Annotated in this window: 19 protein-coding genes; 9 read left to right on the top strand and 10 right to left on the bottom strand. The window is 44.7% G+C overall.

Features of this window, described 5'->3' with window-relative positions:
- Positions 1-28 precede the first annotated feature (28 nt).
- The 3 genes from apaG to GWI56_RS11830 all read left to right on the top strand — a co-directional run bounded on the left by apaG (position 29) and on the right by GWI56_RS11830 (position 3,374).
- On the top strand, positions 29-409 hold the full coding sequence (gene apaG / locus GWI56_RS11840; RefSeq protein WP_028761528.1) for a Co2+/Mg2+ efflux protein ApaG: 381 nt from the start codon (positions 29-31) through the stop codon (positions 407-409).
- 21 nt (positions 410-430) lie between these two features.
- On the top strand, positions 431-1,255 hold the full coding sequence (locus tag GWI56_RS11835) for a symmetrical bis(5'-nucleosyl)-tetraphosphatase (RefSeq protein WP_113939897.1): 825 nt from the start codon (positions 431-433) through the stop codon (positions 1,253-1,255).
- A gap of 97 nt (positions 1,256-1,352) precedes the next feature.
- Positions 1,353-3,374 (top strand): methyl-accepting chemotaxis protein, encoded by a 2,022-nt coding sequence (locus GWI56_RS11830; RefSeq protein ID WP_198572988.1) that lies wholly within the window; start codon positions 1,353-1,355, stop codon positions 3,372-3,374.
- Between the two features lie 241 nt (positions 3,375-3,615).
- On the opposite strand, the gene GWI56_RS11825 is transcribed toward GWI56_RS11830, so the two are convergent.
- From GWI56_RS11825 to rplU, 7 genes are all read right to left on the bottom strand, one after another.
- Positions 3,616-4,029, bottom strand: coding sequence for a DUF3718 domain-containing protein (locus GWI56_RS11825; protein WP_105249997.1), 414 nt, complete (start codon positions 4,027-4,029; stop codon positions 3,616-3,618).
- 219 nt (positions 4,030-4,248) lie between these two features.
- Entirely contained in the window at positions 4,249-4,731 is a 483-nt protein-coding gene (gene folA / locus GWI56_RS11820; RefSeq protein ID WP_198572987.1) for a type 3 dihydrofolate reductase, read from the bottom strand.
- 27 nt (positions 4,732-4,758) lie between these two features.
- Complete coding sequence (locus tag GWI56_RS11815) at positions 4,759-5,232, bottom strand: threonine/serine exporter family protein (protein WP_113939894.1); 474 nt, start codon at positions 5,230-5,232, stop codon at positions 4,759-4,761.
- Positions 5,229-5,990, bottom strand: coding sequence for a threonine/serine exporter family protein (locus GWI56_RS11810; protein WP_198572986.1), 762 nt, complete (start codon positions 5,988-5,990; stop codon positions 5,229-5,231). Before GWI56_RS11810 ends, GWI56_RS11815 begins: the two co-directional genes overlap by 4 nt.
- Before the next feature lie 27 nt (positions 5,991-6,017).
- Positions 6,018-7,187, bottom strand: a complete 1,170-nt coding sequence (gene cgtA / locus GWI56_RS11805) for an Obg family GTPase CgtA (RefSeq protein WP_198572985.1) — start codon at positions 7,185-7,187, stop codon at positions 6,018-6,020.
- A gap of 214 nt (positions 7,188-7,401) precedes the next feature.
- A complete protein-coding gene (gene rpmA / locus GWI56_RS11800) occupies positions 7,402-7,656 on the bottom strand; it encodes a 50S ribosomal protein L27 (protein ID WP_006080527.1) in 255 nt (84 codons plus the stop codon).
- 14 nt (positions 7,657-7,670) lie between these two features.
- A complete protein-coding gene (rplU, locus tag GWI56_RS11795) occupies positions 7,671-7,982 on the bottom strand; it encodes a 50S ribosomal protein L21 (RefSeq protein ID WP_006080526.1) in 312 nt (103 codons plus the stop codon).
- Between the two features lie 272 nt (positions 7,983-8,254).
- On the opposite strand from rplU, the gene ispB reads away from it, so the two are divergent.
- Positions 8,255-9,226 carry an octaprenyl diphosphate synthase gene (gene ispB / locus GWI56_RS11790; RefSeq protein ID WP_049821790.1) on the top strand — a complete coding sequence of 324 codons (972 nt, stop codon included), beginning with the start codon at positions 8,255-8,257 and terminating at the stop codon, positions 9,224-9,226.
- 82 nt (positions 9,227-9,308) lie between these two features.
- On the opposite strand, the gene ung is transcribed toward ispB, so the two are convergent.
- Positions 9,309-9,974 carry a uracil-DNA glycosylase gene (gene ung / locus GWI56_RS11785; RefSeq protein ID WP_131523854.1) on the bottom strand — a complete coding sequence of 222 codons (666 nt, stop codon included), beginning with the start codon at positions 9,972-9,974 and terminating at the stop codon, positions 9,309-9,311.
- Between the two features lie 187 nt (positions 9,975-10,161).
- On the opposite strand from ung, the gene GWI56_RS11780 reads away from it, so the two are divergent.
- Positions 10,162-10,725 carry a prepilin-type N-terminal cleavage/methylation domain-containing protein gene (locus GWI56_RS11780; protein WP_198572984.1) on the top strand — a complete coding sequence of 188 codons (564 nt, stop codon included), beginning with the start codon at positions 10,162-10,164 and terminating at the stop codon, positions 10,723-10,725.
- Between the two features lie 74 nt (positions 10,726-10,799).
- Positions 10,800-11,120: a DUF3144 domain-containing protein gene (locus GWI56_RS11775; protein WP_105250001.1), complete on the top strand. Its 321-nt coding sequence runs from the start codon at positions 10,800-10,802 to the stop codon at positions 11,118-11,120.
- 92 nt (positions 11,121-11,212) lie between these two features.
- Here the strand turns inward: GWI56_RS11775 and GWI56_RS11770 are convergent, their stop codons facing one another.
- A complete protein-coding gene (locus GWI56_RS11770; protein ID WP_105250002.1) occupies positions 11,213-11,827 on the bottom strand; it encodes a LysE family translocator in 615 nt (204 codons plus the stop codon).
- A 276-nt stretch (positions 11,828-12,103) separates the two neighbouring features.
- Between GWI56_RS11770 and GWI56_RS11765 the strand changes: the two genes are divergently transcribed.
- Entirely contained in the window at positions 12,104-12,655 is a 552-nt protein-coding gene (locus GWI56_RS11765; RefSeq protein WP_198572983.1) for a thioredoxin family protein, read from the top strand.
- Positions 12,656-12,796: 141 nt separating this feature from the next.
- Here GWI56_RS11765 and GWI56_RS11760 read toward each other — a convergent pair whose 3' ends face one another.
- The gene (locus GWI56_RS11760; protein WP_198573015.1) at positions 12,797-15,382 is read right to left on the bottom strand and encodes a TonB-dependent receptor; all 2,586 of its coding nucleotides are present in this window, start codon (positions 15,380-15,382) and stop codon (positions 12,797-12,799) included.
- 369 nt (positions 15,383-15,751) lie between these two features.
- On the opposite strand from GWI56_RS11760, the gene GWI56_RS11755 reads away from it, so the two are divergent.
- Together GWI56_RS11755 and ccoG are read left to right on the top strand one after the other, a co-directional pair.
- Complete coding sequence (locus GWI56_RS11755; protein WP_105250005.1) at positions 15,752-17,212, top strand: sigma 54-interacting transcriptional regulator; 1,461 nt, start codon at positions 15,752-15,754, stop codon at positions 17,210-17,212.
- Positions 17,213-17,384: 172 nt separating this feature from the next.
- Entirely contained in the window at positions 17,385-18,857 is a 1,473-nt protein-coding gene (gene ccoG / locus GWI56_RS11750) for a cytochrome c oxidase accessory protein CcoG (protein WP_198572982.1), read from the top strand.
- Positions 18,858-19,300: the final 443 nt, after the last annotated feature.

The raw sequence follows: 19,300 nt of genomic DNA, 5'->3' as shown, positions 1-19,300 counted from the left end.
GCCCTTAGACCAGAGCCTAGGAACAAGAATGAGCGCATTGGACACCTCCATTCGGGTCGAAGTCAAAACTGAGTATATAGAGCAGCAGTCCTCGCCCGAGGATGAAAAGTACCTCTTCAGTTACACCATCACTATCATCAATTTAGGTGAGCAAGCGGCTAAACTTGAAACTCGTCACTGGATAATCACTGATGCCAATGGCAACACCAGTGAAGTCCAAGGTGCTGGTGTTGTCGGTGAAACGCCAACCATAGCGCCGAATACTGCCTATCAATACACTAGTGGTACTGTGCTCGATACGCCACTTGGCATAATGCACGGCACTTATGGTATGGTCAGCGAATCGGGTGAGCGTTTTCAGGCGACAATCCGTCCCTTCCGTTTAGCGACCCCAGGCTTACTACATTAATATCGTTAGGAAAGGGGTACTGTGGCGCATTATTTTGTTGGTGATATTCAAGGCTGTTTCGCTGAGTTACAAAAATTACTCGCTAAGGTCGATTTTAATCCTTCCCGCGATGAACTCTGGGCTGTAGGTGATCTTGTTGCACGCGGACCTGACTCCTTAGCTACGCTACGTTTTTTTCGCTCCTTAGGTGATTCCGCTAAAACGGTTTTAGGTAACCACGATCTCCATCTAATGGCATTACACGGTAAGCTCAAACGCGCTAAGCCCAGCGATAATCTCACTGAAATTCTAGAATCCCCCGATATCTCAGCCTCAATTGACTGGCTGAGACAACAACCTCTTATGCGTGAATTACCTGAACACCAACTCATTATGAGTCATGCGGGTGTACCACCTCAGTGGTCGCTGGAGGTATTAAGAGAAGAATCCGCACTCGTCAGTCGCGCGCTCAAGCACGATGATTATCTTGAGACATTAATAAGCCAAATGTATTCAGATACCGCCGAACAATGGGATCCAAGTGCAATTGGCATAGAACGCTTACGTTATTGCATCAATGCATTAACACGCATGCGCTATCTTTATGTCGATGGCCGACTTGATTTTGATTGCAAACAACCTCCTGAAAACTGTACTAATCCACAACTCAAACCTTGGTTTGAGTTTGCTTCGCCGCTGCGCCAGAGTCATACCTTAGTATTTGGCCATTGGGCTGCGTTGATGGGCAAGGTCGACGATACTAAATTAAAGGCTTTAGATACAGGCTGTTGCTGGGGTGAGCACTTAACCTTATGGCATCTTGAAAAAGACCAAAAAATTACGCAAAAAAAGTTAAAAAAGAGTTAAACTAAAACAGCTTAAAGTCGATAACAGACTGAGCCGCCTAACCCTGAATATCACCCTGTTTTCATTTGGAAAAATATAATAAAAATCGGAGTATCCTATGAAATTTAATGTAGCCACCAGAGTGATTGGCGGATTTGGTATTGTCACACTTTTACTCGTGTTGCTAGGATTTACATCTTATTTAACCAACAATAGCCTAAAAGCCAGCTCTGCTATGATGCAAGAATTAAGCTTGCCCGCGCTGAAATCGACAAACCACCTTAGTGAAGCATTGAGTGAGCAACAAAGACAAATCCTCATTGCCTATAACACCCCTAGATCGGCAAATATCCCAAATATTCGTAAAGTGTTTGAAGACCACGGGACTCAGTTCAAAAACGAAATTGCCACCCTCACTCAGTTAGTCAAGAGCCAGCAGAATCTATCTTCTTTAATTGCCCAATTAAGCGGCAGCTTTGCTACGTTTGAGCGAGATAGTATTGCCATGATCGCCGAACGTGAGGCCTCATTGAGCAAGCAAGAACAGCTAGTTGAACTAAAGAAAAAGCTCGAAAATGCCGCCGATGATGCCTCATCGGAACTGCTCGATATTGTTGATTTAGAAAGCAGTCAGAATCCCGATGAGCAGAGTCTTGCTGCATCAGCCAGCGCTATTGATACTAGCCTCGGAAATATCATCACCACTATTGCAGATTTAGTAACAAATGACGAAGACAGTAAGCACGAACTGATCTCAAAGGAACTTGACTACATTATCAGCGAAACCAAGAACAAACTTGAATATGTGAATCGTCACGGTCAAGGTATCGTCGAAGCGGATACCTTAAGCTCGGTCACTAAAGATATCGAAAAAGTATTAGCGCTCGTCACCGGTCCGCAATCTATGTTGCTGCTAAAATCGAGTCAGCTCTCCCACTCCAAAGAAGCTGTGATAAAACTTGGCATTATCGAAAATGATGTAAAAGTCATCAATTCCAACATGAATGATGTCAGCGATAACATCGAACTTGTTGCCGCGAACATGAGCAATGACACCATAGCCAAGATTGACTCTGCCAGCATACAAACCATGATTGTCGTGTTAATAGCAATCGTTGTCGCTGTGATTGTGAGTTTTGCTGTGGTGAATCCGTTAAAACGCTCACTCAGCCAAGTGAACAATGCCCTGAACGTCTTAGCCTCAGGTAACCTTACCCATAAACTAGATGACTCTGGACACGATGAATTTGCCGAACTAGCAAAAAACTGTAATCGTCTCGTCGATAGCTTACGCAGTTTAATCATAGGTATTTTAGATAGGTCAAATCAACTTGCCGCGGCAGCCGAACAAACATCAGCAATCACAGCGCAAACCACCTCAGGCATACAAGAACAAAAAAGCCAAGTTGACCAAGTGGCTACTGCGACAACTGAACTTAGCTCTAGTGCTCAGCAGGTGTCTTTAAGTGCCAATCAAGCCCTTGAGCAAATCAAACAGGCTGATCAAGAAACTCAGCACATGCGTGCCATTGCGCAAGAGAACAAACTGACTATTTTGGCTTTAGCCGATGAAGTGGCCAAAGCGGGTGTTGTGATTAATAAAGTGCAGTCGGACAGCGCCTCTATTGGCTCAATTTTGGATGTGATCCGTGGTATTGCTGAGCAGACTAACCTACTCGCCCTTAACGCCGCTATTGAAGCCGCCCGTGCGGGTGAACAAGGTCGTGGTTTTGCGGTAGTTGCCGATGAAGTGCGTAGTTTAGCCTCACGCACTCAAGTGTCGACCCGAGAGATCCAACAGATGATCGAAGTGTTGCAGCAAGGTGCAGAGCAAGCCGTTGCCGCCATGGATATGGGGCGTGCTCAAGCCAACGCCTGTGTTGAAAAAACGGAGCAAGCCAACATTGCCCTCGAGACCATCAGCCAATCTGTGCATAAGGCCTATGATTCTGGCACCCATATCGCCCATGCTGCGCAGGAACAGAATTTAGTAAGCCAGCAAGTTTCTGAAAAACTAGAGCATATTGCAGCAATTTCAGAAGAAACCGCTATCGGTGCAGATCAAACGGCTCAGTCTAGCCATCAAGTCGCCAAATTAGCCGAAGAACTCCAAGCTTCGGTCGGTGAATTTAGAGTCTAATGTTTATCACCACTAAAACCTAGGGTCGCTTAGCGGCCCTTTCTTTTGAGACGAATTCACTTGCCTATCTTACTGACGACTCGAACTGTCCGGCTTTGCACAAATTAAGGCCATAAAAAATGCCAAACTTAAGTTTGGCATTTTTATCTAGCTTAATGCTTAATGCTAGATACTTAATATTAGACGCTTAATATAACGTAGCAGCAAATAGAGCTAAAGTGCCGCTAAGTTCAAATCCGCATTACTCTTCTTCACCGCCCGCAGCAGCGCCAAGACGCTCTTTCACTGCAGCGGTAATTGGGCTAGCACCATGACCGTTTGCTTCAGCCCAAGCTTGGATAGTCATCCCATCAGCTTCAGCAACACTCAATTCAGTCGCCGACAAACGCTTAGCCACAAACTCACCGGTATCGTTCGCACTCGCACCGTAAGCGGTGCGCAATAGACTTGCACCATCGCAACTGATACCACTGTAAATCTGACGTAACTTAACGCGGCTTTCTTTTAACTTTTTACGTAAGCGGTTTTTGTCGTTAGCTTTTACATAATCACAAAGACTCGCTACGAGTGGATCTTCCCCCGCAACAGCAGAGGTTGGTACAGCAATAGAACTAAATCCAATCAACGCAGCCAAGGCCACAGGCATAAGACGCATCCGATACTCCTTAATACTTTCTTATAGTTTTATTATCAATTCTGTATGGGCTGCATCTATTGTCTAAATGATATTGACCTCTTGGCTTTAGCTCTCGTTCGAAATCTAGGATAACGAAATAGGCTATCTCTTTCCGTGAAAACTAAATGTCCGATATGATGCAATACGTTAGATAAACTGACGCCCCATACACACAGGGTACACAACAGAAGCTGCAATTTAACATTTTTTTACCAAATTGATAAAGCGATATTCCAAACCAGCCGCATTTATACTCGACAAAGATTCAGTTTCCTTCCAAGTCCCATCGTCCCAGTGGGGGAAAAATGTATCGCCTTCCACCTCAAGATTGATTTGCGTCAAATATAAGATATCGGCGCAGGGCAATAACTCGGCATAAAGCTGGCCACCACCTATAACCACTAACTCTTCACACTCACAAGCAGCTTGTTTGGCTGCATCAAACGAAGTCACACAGGTCACGCCCTCAATCACAAGATCCGTTTGGCGTGAAATCACTATGTTATGTCGACCAGGAAGGGGCCTACCGATTGACTCAAAGGTCTTACGTCCCATCACGACTGGCTTGCCTAGGGTCATAGCTTTAAAGTGACGTAGATCTTCTGGAAGATGCCATGGCATTTTATTATCTTTTCCGATGACTCGATTGTTTGCCATCGCGGCTATCATAGCAATGCGCATGCTCACTCCTGTTTTATAGAAATAGAATTATTGAATGACGGGGCGGGTCCTGAAATATAGCAAACTCGGCATGGCCAAACCCACAGCTAACGCCCCTAGAATAAAGACAGTTTTGAGGCCATTACTAATCACTTGCCCCGTCAGTTCAGGACTGACTTGAGATTGAGCGGTCAATTGCACTAAGGCAATCACAGTATTAAATGCATAAGTGCCTGGGATCATAGGAATAATCGCAGCGACAGCATACATTAAAGGTGGCGCTAAGTGGCGCTTACCAAACCCTATGGTAATAATCCCTACTAATGCCGCGGCGGCGAAGGTTGCCCACTCAATTGGCAGACCAAACTGTAACATTAAAGTACGGGAACTATGGCCAATGGCTCCCGCTAAAGCGCAGTAAGGAAGAAATCGTTTAGGAACATTAAATACCATAGCAAATCCTACGGCGGGAATTGCTGAGAAAAAAGCATCGTGCAGCAGCGTTATCAGTAATTCCATCATAGGAAAATTCCGCCGATCTGCATCGCAATCGTAATGCCAATCACAGAAGAAACGGTCAGCAAAGTAGCATGACCCCAGCGGGATATACCGACATTCATGTGCCCTTTTACCATGTCGGAAATCGCATTAATCATCGGAAAACCCGGCACTAACATCAGCACACTCGCGGCCATAGCAGCCTTAGGCGTTTCACTCAATGCAAACACATAGCCAGTTTGAGCCAGCATACTGGTGACGAAAGCTGTGATGGCAAAATTGACTAATAAATTAAAATGCCGCTTAGCAATTGCTAAACGTACCGACATACCCACTGCCGCGGCAAAAAAAGTAATCACGCATGCAGTGAGATCGCCATTAAATAAATGACAGAAGCTAGCGCACGACAGGCCAATCATGAATACCACTAAGCTAGGAGGATAGGTTTTAGGTTCAATCCGCGCCAAGCGTTTACGCACTTCATTTGGGCCATACAACCCCTTTTCAGCGAGTAAACAGATACGTTGTAATTCACAGACGACTGTCATGTTAATGCCATGCTCACGAATACGACGAGTAGTTGTGATACAGCGACCATGAACCAAACTGGTTAACACGAGGGAATTAGAGGAAATAGAGAGTTCTACGCTGGCAAGACCTAAAGCCTGACCTAGACGCTGGCTGATTTCTTCAACTAAATCAGATTCCGCGCCGTAGGCCAGTAGCAATTGTGCAGCACGCACAACTTGCCGAGTAATATCATTTTGAGTATCAGCGTACACAGAACTCTCAAAACTCAAAGATTACTATTATCTTTGGTAAATAACTTCTACGTCGTAGTCGTCATCATCAAAGTCGTCGTCATCATCTTCATCAACATAATCTTCATTCAATGAATCAAGGTTTGCTTGATGATAATTATCCCACTTAAACTCAACTTCACTATCTGGGTCGACTTCATTGTCTTCAGGTGGAAGACTCGCAATGTAATCGAGGAGTTTTAATGCCAACTCACTGGTACCGTCGCGGTTATAGGCGGAGATAGTATAAACATCGCCTTCCCAACCCATTTCTTTAACGATACGATCAACCTTCTCTTGCAGCTCTTCTTCAAGCAGCAGATCGGTTTTGTTAAAGACTAACCAACGCGGCTTACTCGCCAACTTTGGAGAATATTTCTCAAGCTCACCTACGATAGCGCGCGCAGACTCAACCGGATCGGTTCCGTCAATCGGCTCAATATCTATGATATGCAGCAGAATACGGCAACGCTCAAGATGCTTTAAGAAGCGAATACCTAAACCCGCACCATCGGCAGCGCCTTCGATGAGACCAGGAATGTCCGCAATCACAAAGCTTTGCCCAGGACGTGGATTAACCACACCTAAGTTAGGCACTAGTGTAGTAAACGGATAATCAGCCACTTTCGGCGTTGCACGGGAAACCGCACGAATGAATGTCGACTTACCCGCGTTAGGCATGCCAAGCAAACCAACGTCAGCCAGAAGTAACAACTCTAATTTAAGGCTACGAACTTCACCGGGTGTGCCTAACGTCTTTTGACGTGGGGCACGGTTAGTACTGCTCTTAAAACGGGTGTTACCTAAACCATGGAAACCACCTTTGGCAACCAATAGCTTGTGACCGTGGGTTGTTAAATCCCCAAGGACTTCTTCAGTATCATGATCGACCGCGCGAGTACCAACAGGAACTTTTAAGATCAAATCTTTACCGCTATGACCAGTACAATCACGGCCACGACCATTTTCGCCACGTTCAGCCATGTGAAAACGTTCAAAACGGAACTCGATCAAAGTGTTGAAGTTTTCGTCAGCCTGCAGAAAAACACTGCCACCGTCGCCACCATCACCACCATCAGGACCACCATCAGGTACATACTTTTCGCGCCTAAAGCTAACACAACCGCTACCGCCGTCGCCTGCTTCGACCCTAATTACTGCCTCATCGACAAACTTCATACTTACTCCTGGCACCACTGAATGAAGCAATTATACCGTCTAACTTCATTGGTCGCCAAAAAACTCGAGATACTTTGCTCCCAATCTTACCTGTCAATGCTCATTCTTGGTAATCATTTACCAACTCAAGCATCTACACGGCGTAAATAGAAGCACAAAAAACAGAAAGCCCCACCAATGGCGGGGCTTTAACAGTATAAGCTAGGTTCGAAAGTTAAGCTTCGATGCTAATAAACTTACGGTTATTAGCGCCTTTAACTTCGAATTTAACTTTACCGTCAGTCAGAGCAAACAGAGTATGGTCACGACCAATACCTACGTTTACACCAGCGTGGAATTTAGTACCACGTTGACGAACAATAATGTTACCAGCTAGAACTGATTCACCGCCAAAGCGCTTAACACCTAGACGTTTACTTTCTGAATCGCGGCCGTTACGAGTAGAACCGCCAGCTTTTTTATGTGCCATGAGTTAGACTCCTATTATGCGTTGATAGCAGTAATTTTAACTTCAGTGAACCACTGACGGTGGCCCATTTTCTTGTCGTGGTGCTTACGACGACGGAACTTAACGATAGTAACTTTATCGCCACGACCGTGACTTACAACTTCAGCAACAACTTTACCGCCAGCCACTAAAGGAGCACCAACATGCACTGTTTCGCCATCAGCGATCAAAAGAACTTGATCGAACTCGATAGTTTCGCCAGTTGCAACTTCTAACTTTTCTAAACGTACCGTGTGGCCTTCAGCTACACGGTGTTGTTTACCACCACTTTGAAAAACAGCGTACATAGCTATTTTACTCCAATTCCTAACACGCGGGCTCATTCTTGGATGAGGCAGGGTGCTACAAAAACTTTATTGACAATGGGCGCGGAGTTTACGCGAAGAATCCAACTCTGGCAAGCCCTAATTAGGAAAGAATAAAAAAAGACCGGATTAACTCTCACATTAGTTGAGCTAGTGCTGTCATATGTCAGAATTTTAGGTAAAATTCATTTCATTATAACACGTGAGCCTAAACAGGGGCCGGGTACGTAATGACCCCACAACCAGAGTCTATTATGGATTTAAACGCTATTCGTCAACTGGCTGACACTGATATGCAAGCAGTCAATCAGCTGATATATAAACAGCTTGAATCAGATGTCGCCCTAATTAATCAATTAGGTTTTTACATTATTAATGGTGGTGGTAAACGTCTTCGTCCTCTGCTATCGGTTTTAGCCGCACGTGCAGTGAGCTACGAAGGAGAAGCACATCTTAAGCTAGCGGCGATTATTGAGTTTATCCATACAGCCTCATTGCTCCACGATGATGTCGTTGATGAATCGACGTTACGCCGCGGACGAGAAACCGCCAATGCACTGTTTGGCAATAGTGCCAGTGTGCTAGTCGGGGATTTCCTTTATACCCGCTCATTCCAGATGATGACCGAACTTGACAACATGAAAGTGCTCAGAGTGTTAGCTGATACGACTAACGTGTTGGCCGAGGGCGAAGTCTTACAACTGATGAATTGCAATGACCCTGACACCACTGAAGAAAGCTATATGCGGGTCATTTATTGCAAAACAGCCAAGTTATTTGAAGCCGCTACGCTACTCGCGGGCGTGCTAGCAGGTGCAACGCCTGAGCAAGAAACCGCCTTAGGCAACTATGGTAAGTATCTCGGCACCGCCTTTCAGCTTACTGACGACTTACTCGACTATACCGCCGACAGTGACGAGCTAGGTAAGAATATCGGTGATGACCTTGCCGAAGGTAAACCGACTCTGCCACTCATCTATGCCATTGCCCATGGAACAGACGAAGAGAAACAGCTCATACGTCAAGCAATTGAACAAGGTGATGGTACTCAGGCCATAGATAAAATCGTAGCAGCACTGCACCATTGCGGCGCGTTAAACTACACCCAACAAAAAGCAATTGAAGAATCAGAGAAAGCGATCGCGGCATTATCTGCTTTACCCGATAGCGACTATAAGCAAGCCTTAGTTACGCTAGCTAAGATTTCGGTCGACAGAAACCACTGATTGCTAACTAATGTAGTTTCGCCCCAAAAATAAGGTCTTACTCAGTAAGACCTTTTTTATTGCTTTAACCGCAATCCTAAAATCAAACCTGCCAAAGGATCGGCGTTTCGCCTCGCTCAAGCAATAATTGATTCACTTGAGAGAAATGCCCACAACCAAAAAAACCCCGATAAGCCGATAAAGGTGAAGGATGTGGTCCTGTGAGCACTTGATGTTGCGGTGCGTTAATAACTTGACCCTTTTTAATGGCATGACTGCCCCAAAGCACGAAGATAATCGGCTGAGTCTGCCGATTTAATAATTCCAGCACCGCAGTCGTAAAGACTTCCCACCCGGCTTTGGCATGGGAATGCGCCTTGCCTTGCTCAACGGTCAGCACCGTATTGAGCATCAATATCCCCTGCTCCGCCCATGCGGATAAATCACCATGGGATGGCACAACAAAACCCTCAATATCCGTCGCTAATTCTTTGTACATATTGGCTAAAGATGGCGGTGGTTTTATCCCGCGTTTAACCGAAAAACATAAACCATGGGCTTGATCTGGGCCGTGATAGGGATCCTGGCCAATCAAAACCACTCTGACTTGTTCAAGGGGCGTCATACTAAAAGCATTGAAAACATCAACTTCGGGGGGATAAACCACTTTCCCAGCCCTGCGTTCATTATCAACAAATGCGCTTAGTTGCTGAAAATAAGGCAAAGCTCTTTGCTCATCGATAAATGTTTGCCATGTCGCCTGAGTCACTATTTTACTTCCTCAATTCTATAGTCAGGTTAGCTTAAAAGTCCTGTAGTGGTATGGCAAGTTTGCAGACCTTACCTGCCGCTAAGTAATACCACTAAACCTGCTAGGTCTCACGTTAAGACTTTCAATTTAAAACATTCGAAATTAAGTGATATAGTGCGCCCATTCTCGCACACTCTGATACGTAATGATGATCCAACATTCTGATAAATCAATTCAAAGACATCAAACGGGTTTCACCTTAATTGAACTTGTGGTGGTCATCATAGTGCTCGGTATTTTAGCCGTTGTGGCCCTGCCAAAATTTATCAATGTGCAACAAGATGCGCAAATTGCAACAGTTAAAGCGGCAGGTGGAGGCTTTAAATCAGCCATCAATCTGGCACGTTCCGTATGGGCTGTAAAAGTGGGCTCAGGTCCAAAAGAGGATTTACCCGTATTTGGTACGGCACAATCCGAACAAATAGATTTCAACGCCTTCGGTTGGCCAGCACAACACTATATCCATGGCAATGAGGCCTCTCCGGCACTCGATAATGTCGAAGACTGTATATCGGTATGGGAAGTATTATTTCAAAATACCCAGCCGAGTGTCTCGCGCTTGAATATTGATGCGACTGAAACCGACTATAAAGCCAGTTATACCGATCCTGGCCAGTGCACTTATTTGTATCGAACAAACGATAAACTGTCGATTAATTATGACTCCCATACAGGAGTCGTCATTACCGACACAGATCCCAATAGTTAATGCCTGACGATTCCTTCTTACACCAATTAAGTTAGAATCGAACTTTAATCTGTTACTTTTTTAGAGTGAACGCCATGACCGACACGAGCAGCACCACCATTTACGAACTTGCCGATCAGTTTATTGCCTTAGCCAATCAGCTAAGCCAACAAGAAGCAGATGTAGGTAAAGTTGGCACAGCACTCCGTTTTGCCGCAGCACGTTTTAATGCCTTCGAAGCCGCGATTAAATCAGCGGATCTCGGTGCAGAAAAAGAGAGCGCATTAGAATGGTTTAGCAGTGAATTCAAAGAAATGCTGAGTGACAACTTAGACGACCACATTGCCAATCCACCCATTATCCAAGAAAGTGTGGCAGAAGAAGCTGATAATTCTGTGCAAATGTTTAAAGGCTAATCACGCCTTGATTTAAATGCATAGCCATAAACAAACACGCCATCGATTGATGGCGTGTTTGTTATTTAAAACCAATGATTTTAGATAGATCGCTAAAGCGTGTACACCACACGGATCGCCAGCAATATCAATACTACGCCGGACAACTTATCAATTAACCCCGCCTTTTCTCTCAACTTAGGCAACACACTCGAGTGGGATAGCAATAAGGCTATCAAAGTGTACCAAAGACCATCGACTACTAACGGTGTAAAAACAATTAATGCTTTAGCCGTCATGCTATCAGCGACCATCACAAATTGGCTGAATAACGCAAGAAAAAATAGCATTATCTTAGGGTTGAATAAAGAAATAGCGATACCATCACGGGCTGCAGTTAAGGTATCTGTCGCCTCCCCTGCAGCCAATTTAGCTTGCATACCGCCATTGGAACGCAGCGCTTGAACTCCCATCCAAGCAAGGTATAAGGCACCGAGAATCGCAATGCCATTAAAGACTAAGGGCGCCTTTTTAAGGACTACGGCTAAGCCCAGTAACGTCACCAGCGCATAGATCCCAATCCCTATCGAGTGTGCCCAAGCACAAACGATACCCTTCCCCCGCCCACCACCTAAAGTATGACGTACTACCATAGTCAAACTTGGGCCCGGCGACATAGCCCCCAAACAACAAATAGCCAATAAACCTAACCAAGTACTCCAACTCATTGAGACACCTTTCGCCGAATAAAAATGCCCACTGCAGGGCCTTAAACTTGCTTGCTATTCTAACATCGCGTCATCAAGGCGTTAACGCTAATAAATCCATTTTCAATAAATGAACAGTCATTTAAGAGAACCCCAAACGCGATAATCCCATAAATTCACACTGATTTAAGCCGTTAACCGCTAAGATTAGCGTTAACCTAAGTCTTTATAGCCAAACCTTAATACCTAAGCCTTCATCGCTATTATCACAAAGGCGATTCTCAATCAGGAAATTTTATGAACACTATAACGCTGATCAGTATTTTTATTCTTTGCCTATTAATAGGTGCGATCTTATTACTGCTTTGGCAAAGACAAAAAGGTAAAACCATACCGCTGACGGTGATTTTTGTGCTGGGACTTTTCGCCTTAGGACTCAGTGCTATTATTGGATTTGTGCACAAAAGCGAGGATTACCAAGCCTATCAAAAACTACAATGGCACACCTTAGCCCCAGAGAAAATCGCGCCTCTGGTTGCCCAAGGCTATACCGTCTTTGTCGATATCACCTCTGATTGGTGCACCATCTGCCAAACGAATAAAGCGGAAGTCACCCACAGGGAGCAAATTGTAAATGCCTTGATGGCCGACAATATCATTCTGATGCAAGGTAACTGGAGTGAGGCGAATAAAACGATTGAAACCTATATGCGCCACGAAGGAGTGCCCGGCACGCCCTACAATAAAATTTATGGTCCAAGCGCCCCCAATGGAATTCTCTTGCCGTCAAAACTCAGTATGAGTGATGTGTTAAATGGTTTAGTTGCCGCGCAAACGAATCGTAACTAAGCACTAAACTATATTTAGGACGAGTCAAATACGAATAAAAAAGGCTGCATTACAGCCTTTTTGCTTACTTCACTTCTATTTATAAAAGCCAAATTTCTTGAAAGGTGGGTTAGAAATCGCTTCTATAAATTGGCTTACTCATTAAAAACGGTAATTCACTCGACCATAGTAGAAACCGCCGTTGTAATCGAATGGCCCACTTTCATAATAAACGCCACCAAGTTGAGAATAAGCGTAATCATCGCCCACTTTCAGCTTTTGCGCTTTTTGGTCGAATAGGTTATTCGCCCCTACTGCCAGTGTTAAGCCATCAAGTAATTGATAGCTCATTTCAAGATCGACGGTCACCGCAGCATCAGCCATTTCAGAGCCCCAATCAGAGGTATCGTCAGCATGAGTCGCATAGTACTCACCAAAATAGTTACCACGCAGTGACAGGGTTAACTTGTCCCATGACTGTGCCCAAGTTAAGGTGGCACGATGTGCGGGGATACCATCTTCTAATCGACGAACTTTACCCGCATCGGTCGTTTTAAGATCAAACTTATCAACGCTGGTATCGGTCCAACCATAGGCAAGACTGAACTTAGCATTACCCGATAGAATTTCCGCATCATAGGAGGCGACGATATCGATACCTTGAGTCGTAGTATCAAAGTCATTGGTGTAATAGCTCACACCTTGGATTAACTCAGGGAACTCAACCCCAGCGGCACGTAAGGCATCATAATCTTTAGCCTCAACATCAATCTTACTCGACTGTGCAATACGGCCCTCTACGCCAATGTTGTAGTAATCGACCGTTAAGAAGAAGCTTTCGTACTCATATACAGCCCCAATCGCATAACTAATCGACTCTTCTGGCTTTAACACTTCACCACCATAAAATGCCGCAAGCGGATCGGTTGGGGGGGCAATAAAGGTCTGGATCAATTCACCATCGATGATCGATGTCTGGGTATTCACCACGTTTTCTTGGCCAACCGTTGGAGCACGAAAGCCGGTGCTGTGTGAGGCGCGGAACGACAATTCATCCGTTGCAGAATACTGCAACGTCAATTTGTAATTTAACGTATCACCAAAGGTTGAAAAGTCTTCGTAGCGCAGTGCTAAACCGAGTAACCAGTCATCACTTAAATAAGCTTCTAAATCAGTATAAATACCTATGTTATGACGTGAGTTTTTACCCGCAGACTCTGGGCCAAAGCCTTTAAAACCGTGCGCACCAATGTTGAAACCTTGGCTAGCATAAGGGCCTGCAATCCACGAGGCTTCATCACCTTGAGAAATCTCAAACGACTCATTTCGCCATTCAAAACCAGAAGCAAAACTAATGTCTTCAATGCCTCCTAAGGTTATGAAGCGCGAGAAATCTAAGTTAACTGTGGTTTCAACTTGCTCATAAGCTCCCGTATCGAAATCCGTCGGGGTATCTAATCCCAGTGATGGATTCAACGAATTTTTAAGACCAAAACTGGCTTTGTTCGCCCCCGTACCAGCACTGAAATCATAATTCCATTCACCGATATCGCCTTTTACACCTGCGAAGAAGGACATATCTTCAATGGTGCCGGTGAACTGTGGCGTATAGCCACCTGGAAATATCTGGTTCATAGCAAAGCAATTTGGGTCGGCAACCATCGCCTTGTATGCATCAGTGTCGAGTACGTTGCCGTCACTTCCATCAGCATTTTTAGGGATAGGTACGAGTCCACATGTTGATGGATCACCATTTACAGCGCCCACAAGTAAATTCTGACCACCATCATTGGAATACACATTGCTACGATTTTGCGGGTAACGATAATAGAAGCCTCCCACGGCATCGCGGGAAGACAGATTACCAAAGGCATAGGCATGCATGTTGGCATTAATGTCTAAGCCTGAGTTGATGAACACTGAATAGTCATCATTAATTTCAGGATTACCCCACACTTGAGCGGGGTCATTGATCGCGGTATTACCCTGCTCGGCTAAGTTAGCCGCATCAGGACGCTGCACACTACGGTTAGTGGAGTCAGCATTTTTATACTGGAAGCTTAAATTGACGAAGCCATTTTCAGTCACAGGTAAACCGACATCACCTTCGACCGTAGTTGTAGCACCATCACCCTCGTAATATTCTCCTTGGGTCACAGTGATGGAACCACCCTCGGAATTATCTTTTAAAACAAAGTTCATGACTCCGGCAATCGCATCCGACCCATACTGCGCCGCAGCGCCGTCGCGTAACACTTCAACTTGCTTTAATGCAGAACCAGGAATAACTGAGATATCAGGACCTTGAGCGCCATCGTTAATACCACCACCTTGAAACGCAATCACAGATGCACGGTGACGACGCTTACCGTTGACTAGCACTAGCGTACTGTCTGATGGCAAACCCCGTAAATTAACGGGACGAACTAAGGTTGCTGCATCACTAATGGGTTGAGCGCGTGAGTTAAACGATGGCACCGAAGTCACTAACATATCAATCATGTCAGTCGAACCATTCTTTTTAAGGTCGTCACTACTAATAATATCAATAGGAACGGGGGAATCGCCGATTGAGCGTGGCGCAGCACGGGACCCTACAACTGCAATTTTTTCAACGTTCTCATTTTTAACAGCCGTCTCATCTTCTTCTGCTATTGCCTGCGGACTGATTAAACTACCAGACAAGGCTAGAGTAATCGCCAGACTCACTGCACTTAATCCAAACTTCTGCTTCTTTGAGGTCATCATATTCATCCCAACTGCTTATTATTTTTAGAATACCTGACCTGCTTTGTGCGATTCTCTTCCCTAAACCTTGCTACCACGGCCAACGCAAAATCACATTACAAAAACTTTTTTATAACATAAATTAAACAATATCCAATATTAAATCAGACTTTTGAATGAATATTAGTCATTTATCTTTTATATCAATTTCTTAGATGAAAATATTTTTTAGAGGATGGCATCAAGTAAAATGTACTCGAACGGCAAAAAGTGTGAGCAGAAAAATTACCAAAGAAAAAATGCTTAAAGGGCATAATCAAAAACACGATATATCGCGTCACAGTACTTAAGGTATACTCAGAAAATACCGCCAAAACCAGAGTAAGACAGATGACCAATAAGATTTCAGTCAATAATGAAAAATCGATAGATAAGCATTTCTTACCGGAAAACCAGTTACTGCTCAACGCTGTCGGCGAAGGTATTTATGGATTTGATTTAAGCGGTAATGCGGTGTTTATCAATCCGGCAGCCGAACGCATGACGGGTTGGAAGAATGAAGAGCTACTCGGTAAAAACATCCATAACTGCCATCATCACAGTCATGCAGATGGCAGTCATTATCCCCAAGAGGATTGTCCAATTTACAACACCTTAAAGGATGGGATCACCCGAGAAATCACCCACGATGTATTTTGGCGTAAAGATGGCAGTAGCTTCCCCGTTCATTACAGTTCCACCCCTGTTTACCGTGACAATCAACTGATTGGCGTAGTCGCGATATTTCGCGACATTAGTATTCAAAAACAAACAGAGCAGTCATTACGCCAAGCACTAGCCCAAGTACAAGCGCTCTCGGAGCGACTCGCCTCTGAAAATCATTATCTACAGGCAGAGTTGGCAGACAAAACGGGTGATGTGGATATTTCGGGTGCCAGTACAGTGATCCGCCATATGATCCAGCAATTGCACATGGTGGCCAATACCGACAGTACTGTGCTCATTTGTGGCGAAAATGGCACAGGAAAAGAGCTCGTTGCCCGTAACTTACATCAGCTCAGTCGGCGCAAAGATAAACCCATGATCAGTGTCAACTGTGCCGCGTTTTCGGCATCTTTACTAGAAAGTGAACTCTTTGGTCACGAGAAGGGGGCATTTACTGGCGCCACGAGCCGCCGTAAAGGTCGCTTCGAACTTGCTCATCAAGGTACACTGTTCCTCGACGAAGTCGCTGAACTCAGTTTAGAAGCCCAATCAAAGCTACTGCGAGTCATCCAAGAACAATCCTTTGAACGTCTCGGTGGCAGCGAAACCATTCAAGTGGATATTCGCTTAGTTGCCGCCAGTCACCACGATTTACTCAAGCGAGTCGAACAGGGATTATTTAGGATGGATCTCTATTACCGTTTGAATGTATTCCCTATTCAAGTACCACCACTGCGCGCAAGAATCGAAGATATTCCCGAACTCGTCAGCCATATTCTGCACAACTTGAATCGTAAACTAGGTAAAAAAATTCGTGGAGTGAGCCAAAAAGGGCTACAAAAACTCATGGCTTATACTTGGCCCGGCAATGTGCGCGAACTGCAAAATATCCTCGAACGCGAAGCCATTCTATCCCAAGGAGATATTCTGCAGATCCACGCTATGCCGAGCAATAATCCCTTAGCTCAAACCCAAGGGCAAACCTTAGCGGAAGCGGAAGCGCTGCATATAGAACAAACACTTAAGCGCTTAAACTGGCGCATATCCGGCCCACTCGGCGCAGCGAATGTCCTCGGTGTGCCCGCAAGTACACTGAGATCGCGAATGAAAAAACTGGGGATCCAGCGTCAATCGAGTGAAATCTAATTCAAAACGAGCACACTAAAAACGCGATATATCGCCAATGTGTGATATATCGTGATTCGAATCTAGTTCCAATCACAAAATAATTATAAATATCATGATGTTGAGCCAATTAAAACTTGGCCTGGCGCTTGCTATAGGGAGGCGAATCTTATTTAAGCCGTTAGGACCCTTTATGCCCAAGAGCGAAGTTACCCCAAATTCTCCAAGTGTAAATAAGAGTGTGGGCGCGAAACCTGCCTCAGTAGAGCTACACATTCCGGTTAAAAATCTCTCTACTGAAACCGCAGCAAAGAGTCGTCTCCCCTCTGGCAATATCCATTTCCGTGAGCAAAAAGGTGATTTTCAGCGCCTGCGAACCATGATGAATAGCCTATTGATCGTGATGTTTTTCGCCCTGCCGTTTATCTCTATTGATGGCCGCCAAGCAATACTGTTAGATATCAGCCAACAACAGTTTTTTTTCTTTGGTATCACGCTCTGGCCACAGGACTTTACCTTGCTGGCATGGATTTTTATCGCTGCCGCCTTCGGTCTGTTTTTCATTACAGTATTTTGGGGCCGTGTTTGGTGCGGTTACCTTTGCCCACAAACGGCGTGGACCTTTATCTATGTGTGGATAGAAACGCGCATCGAAGGCAGCAATAATAAACGTAAGCAGCTCGACAAAGCCCCTTGGTCTAGCAGTAAAATCGGTAAAAGAAGTGCAAAACACTTACTTTGGGGTCTAACAGCTCTGCTCACTGGCTGTGGTTTTATCGGTTATTTTATTCCCGCCCGCGAACTTTATGCGGACATCTTGACAGGTAATGCCAGCTTCTGGGTGACAAGCTGGGTGTGGTTTTTCGCCATTTGTACTTATCTCAATGCGGGCTGGATGCGCGAGCAAATGTGCTTACATTGCTGCCCCTATTCACGTTTCCAAGCTGTGATGTTCGATGCCAACACTAAAACCGTGACCTATGATGCACAGCGCGGTGAAGCCCGTGGCCCTCGCAAACGTAAACAAGAGAACAATCAAGATGACCATACTTTAGGTGACTGTGTTGACTGTAATTTGTGTGTCGAAGTTTGCCCAACAGGGATAGATATTCGTAACGGCTTGCAATATGAGTGCATCAACTGCGGCGCCTGTGTCGATGCCTGTAATGAGACTATGTTGAAGTTCGATTACAAGCAGAATCTTATCGGCTATATGAGTGAAAATGATCTTAAGGGAGTAAATTACTCCTATTGGCGCTCGCCGCGTTTCTTAGGCTACGGTGCAGCGGTCATTATCATGTTTATCGTCATAGGGTTAGACTTAAATAGCCGCAGCGAGATCCAGCTTAACGTGATCCGTGATCGTCAAAGCTTGTACCGTGAAACCTCGGATAATAAAGTTGAAAATACCTATCAGTTGAAGATCCGCAACAAGACGCAAGATACTAAGCAGTATCAACTCGCCGTCGACAGTGAAATGCCCTTTAGCTTGATTGCCGATCCTATTATTACCTTGGCAGCAGGTGAACAAGTGGACTATCCCGTCACTGTATTAGCCGATAAGGATGCCATCCCCTCGGGGCGCAAAATTATCCAATTCTCGGTGACGGATGTTAAACAGCCAACACAACAAGTAAGCCAAGAAACCGGATTCTTCAGTCCCTAGCACTGGGCTTTTAGCGCTTAATATGAGTTACCGTAACATTGGTCATCATCAAATTAACTACCCAATCGGCGCTTGAGGAATCAACTCAAGCGCCATTTAAAGGCAGAAATTCATCCCCAAATGACAACCTGATCTTTAACGTCTCATACATCGGAATCAAACCTCAAACACCTACAAAGCTGAAAATTTCCCCGTTAAACGGCGCATAGACAAAGCAAATTGAGCACATTCAATCTCAATCCTTAGAAACATAACGGTTACAAATTTTAAATTATCTTTCCTTCAACTCTTATTTAGGTTTTGTGGTTCATTAGATAACTAAGATTCTAAGATAACTAAGCTATAGTTAAGCACTCAGCTTTAGAGTAAAAATACTATTTGTTACATAAAGATACCGTTATTGGCATAAAGATGTTTTTCGCGATAAGCATTGACCTCTAGTG

Origin of the sequence: Shewanella sp. DW31 (genome assembly GCF_015767295.1) — a bacterium.
GTDB lineage: Bacteria > Pseudomonadota > Gammaproteobacteria > Enterobacterales > Shewanellaceae > Shewanella > Shewanella oncorhynchi.
Note: the sequence above shows the minus strand (reverse complement) of the source record. Positions and strands in the feature narration are given on the sequence as shown.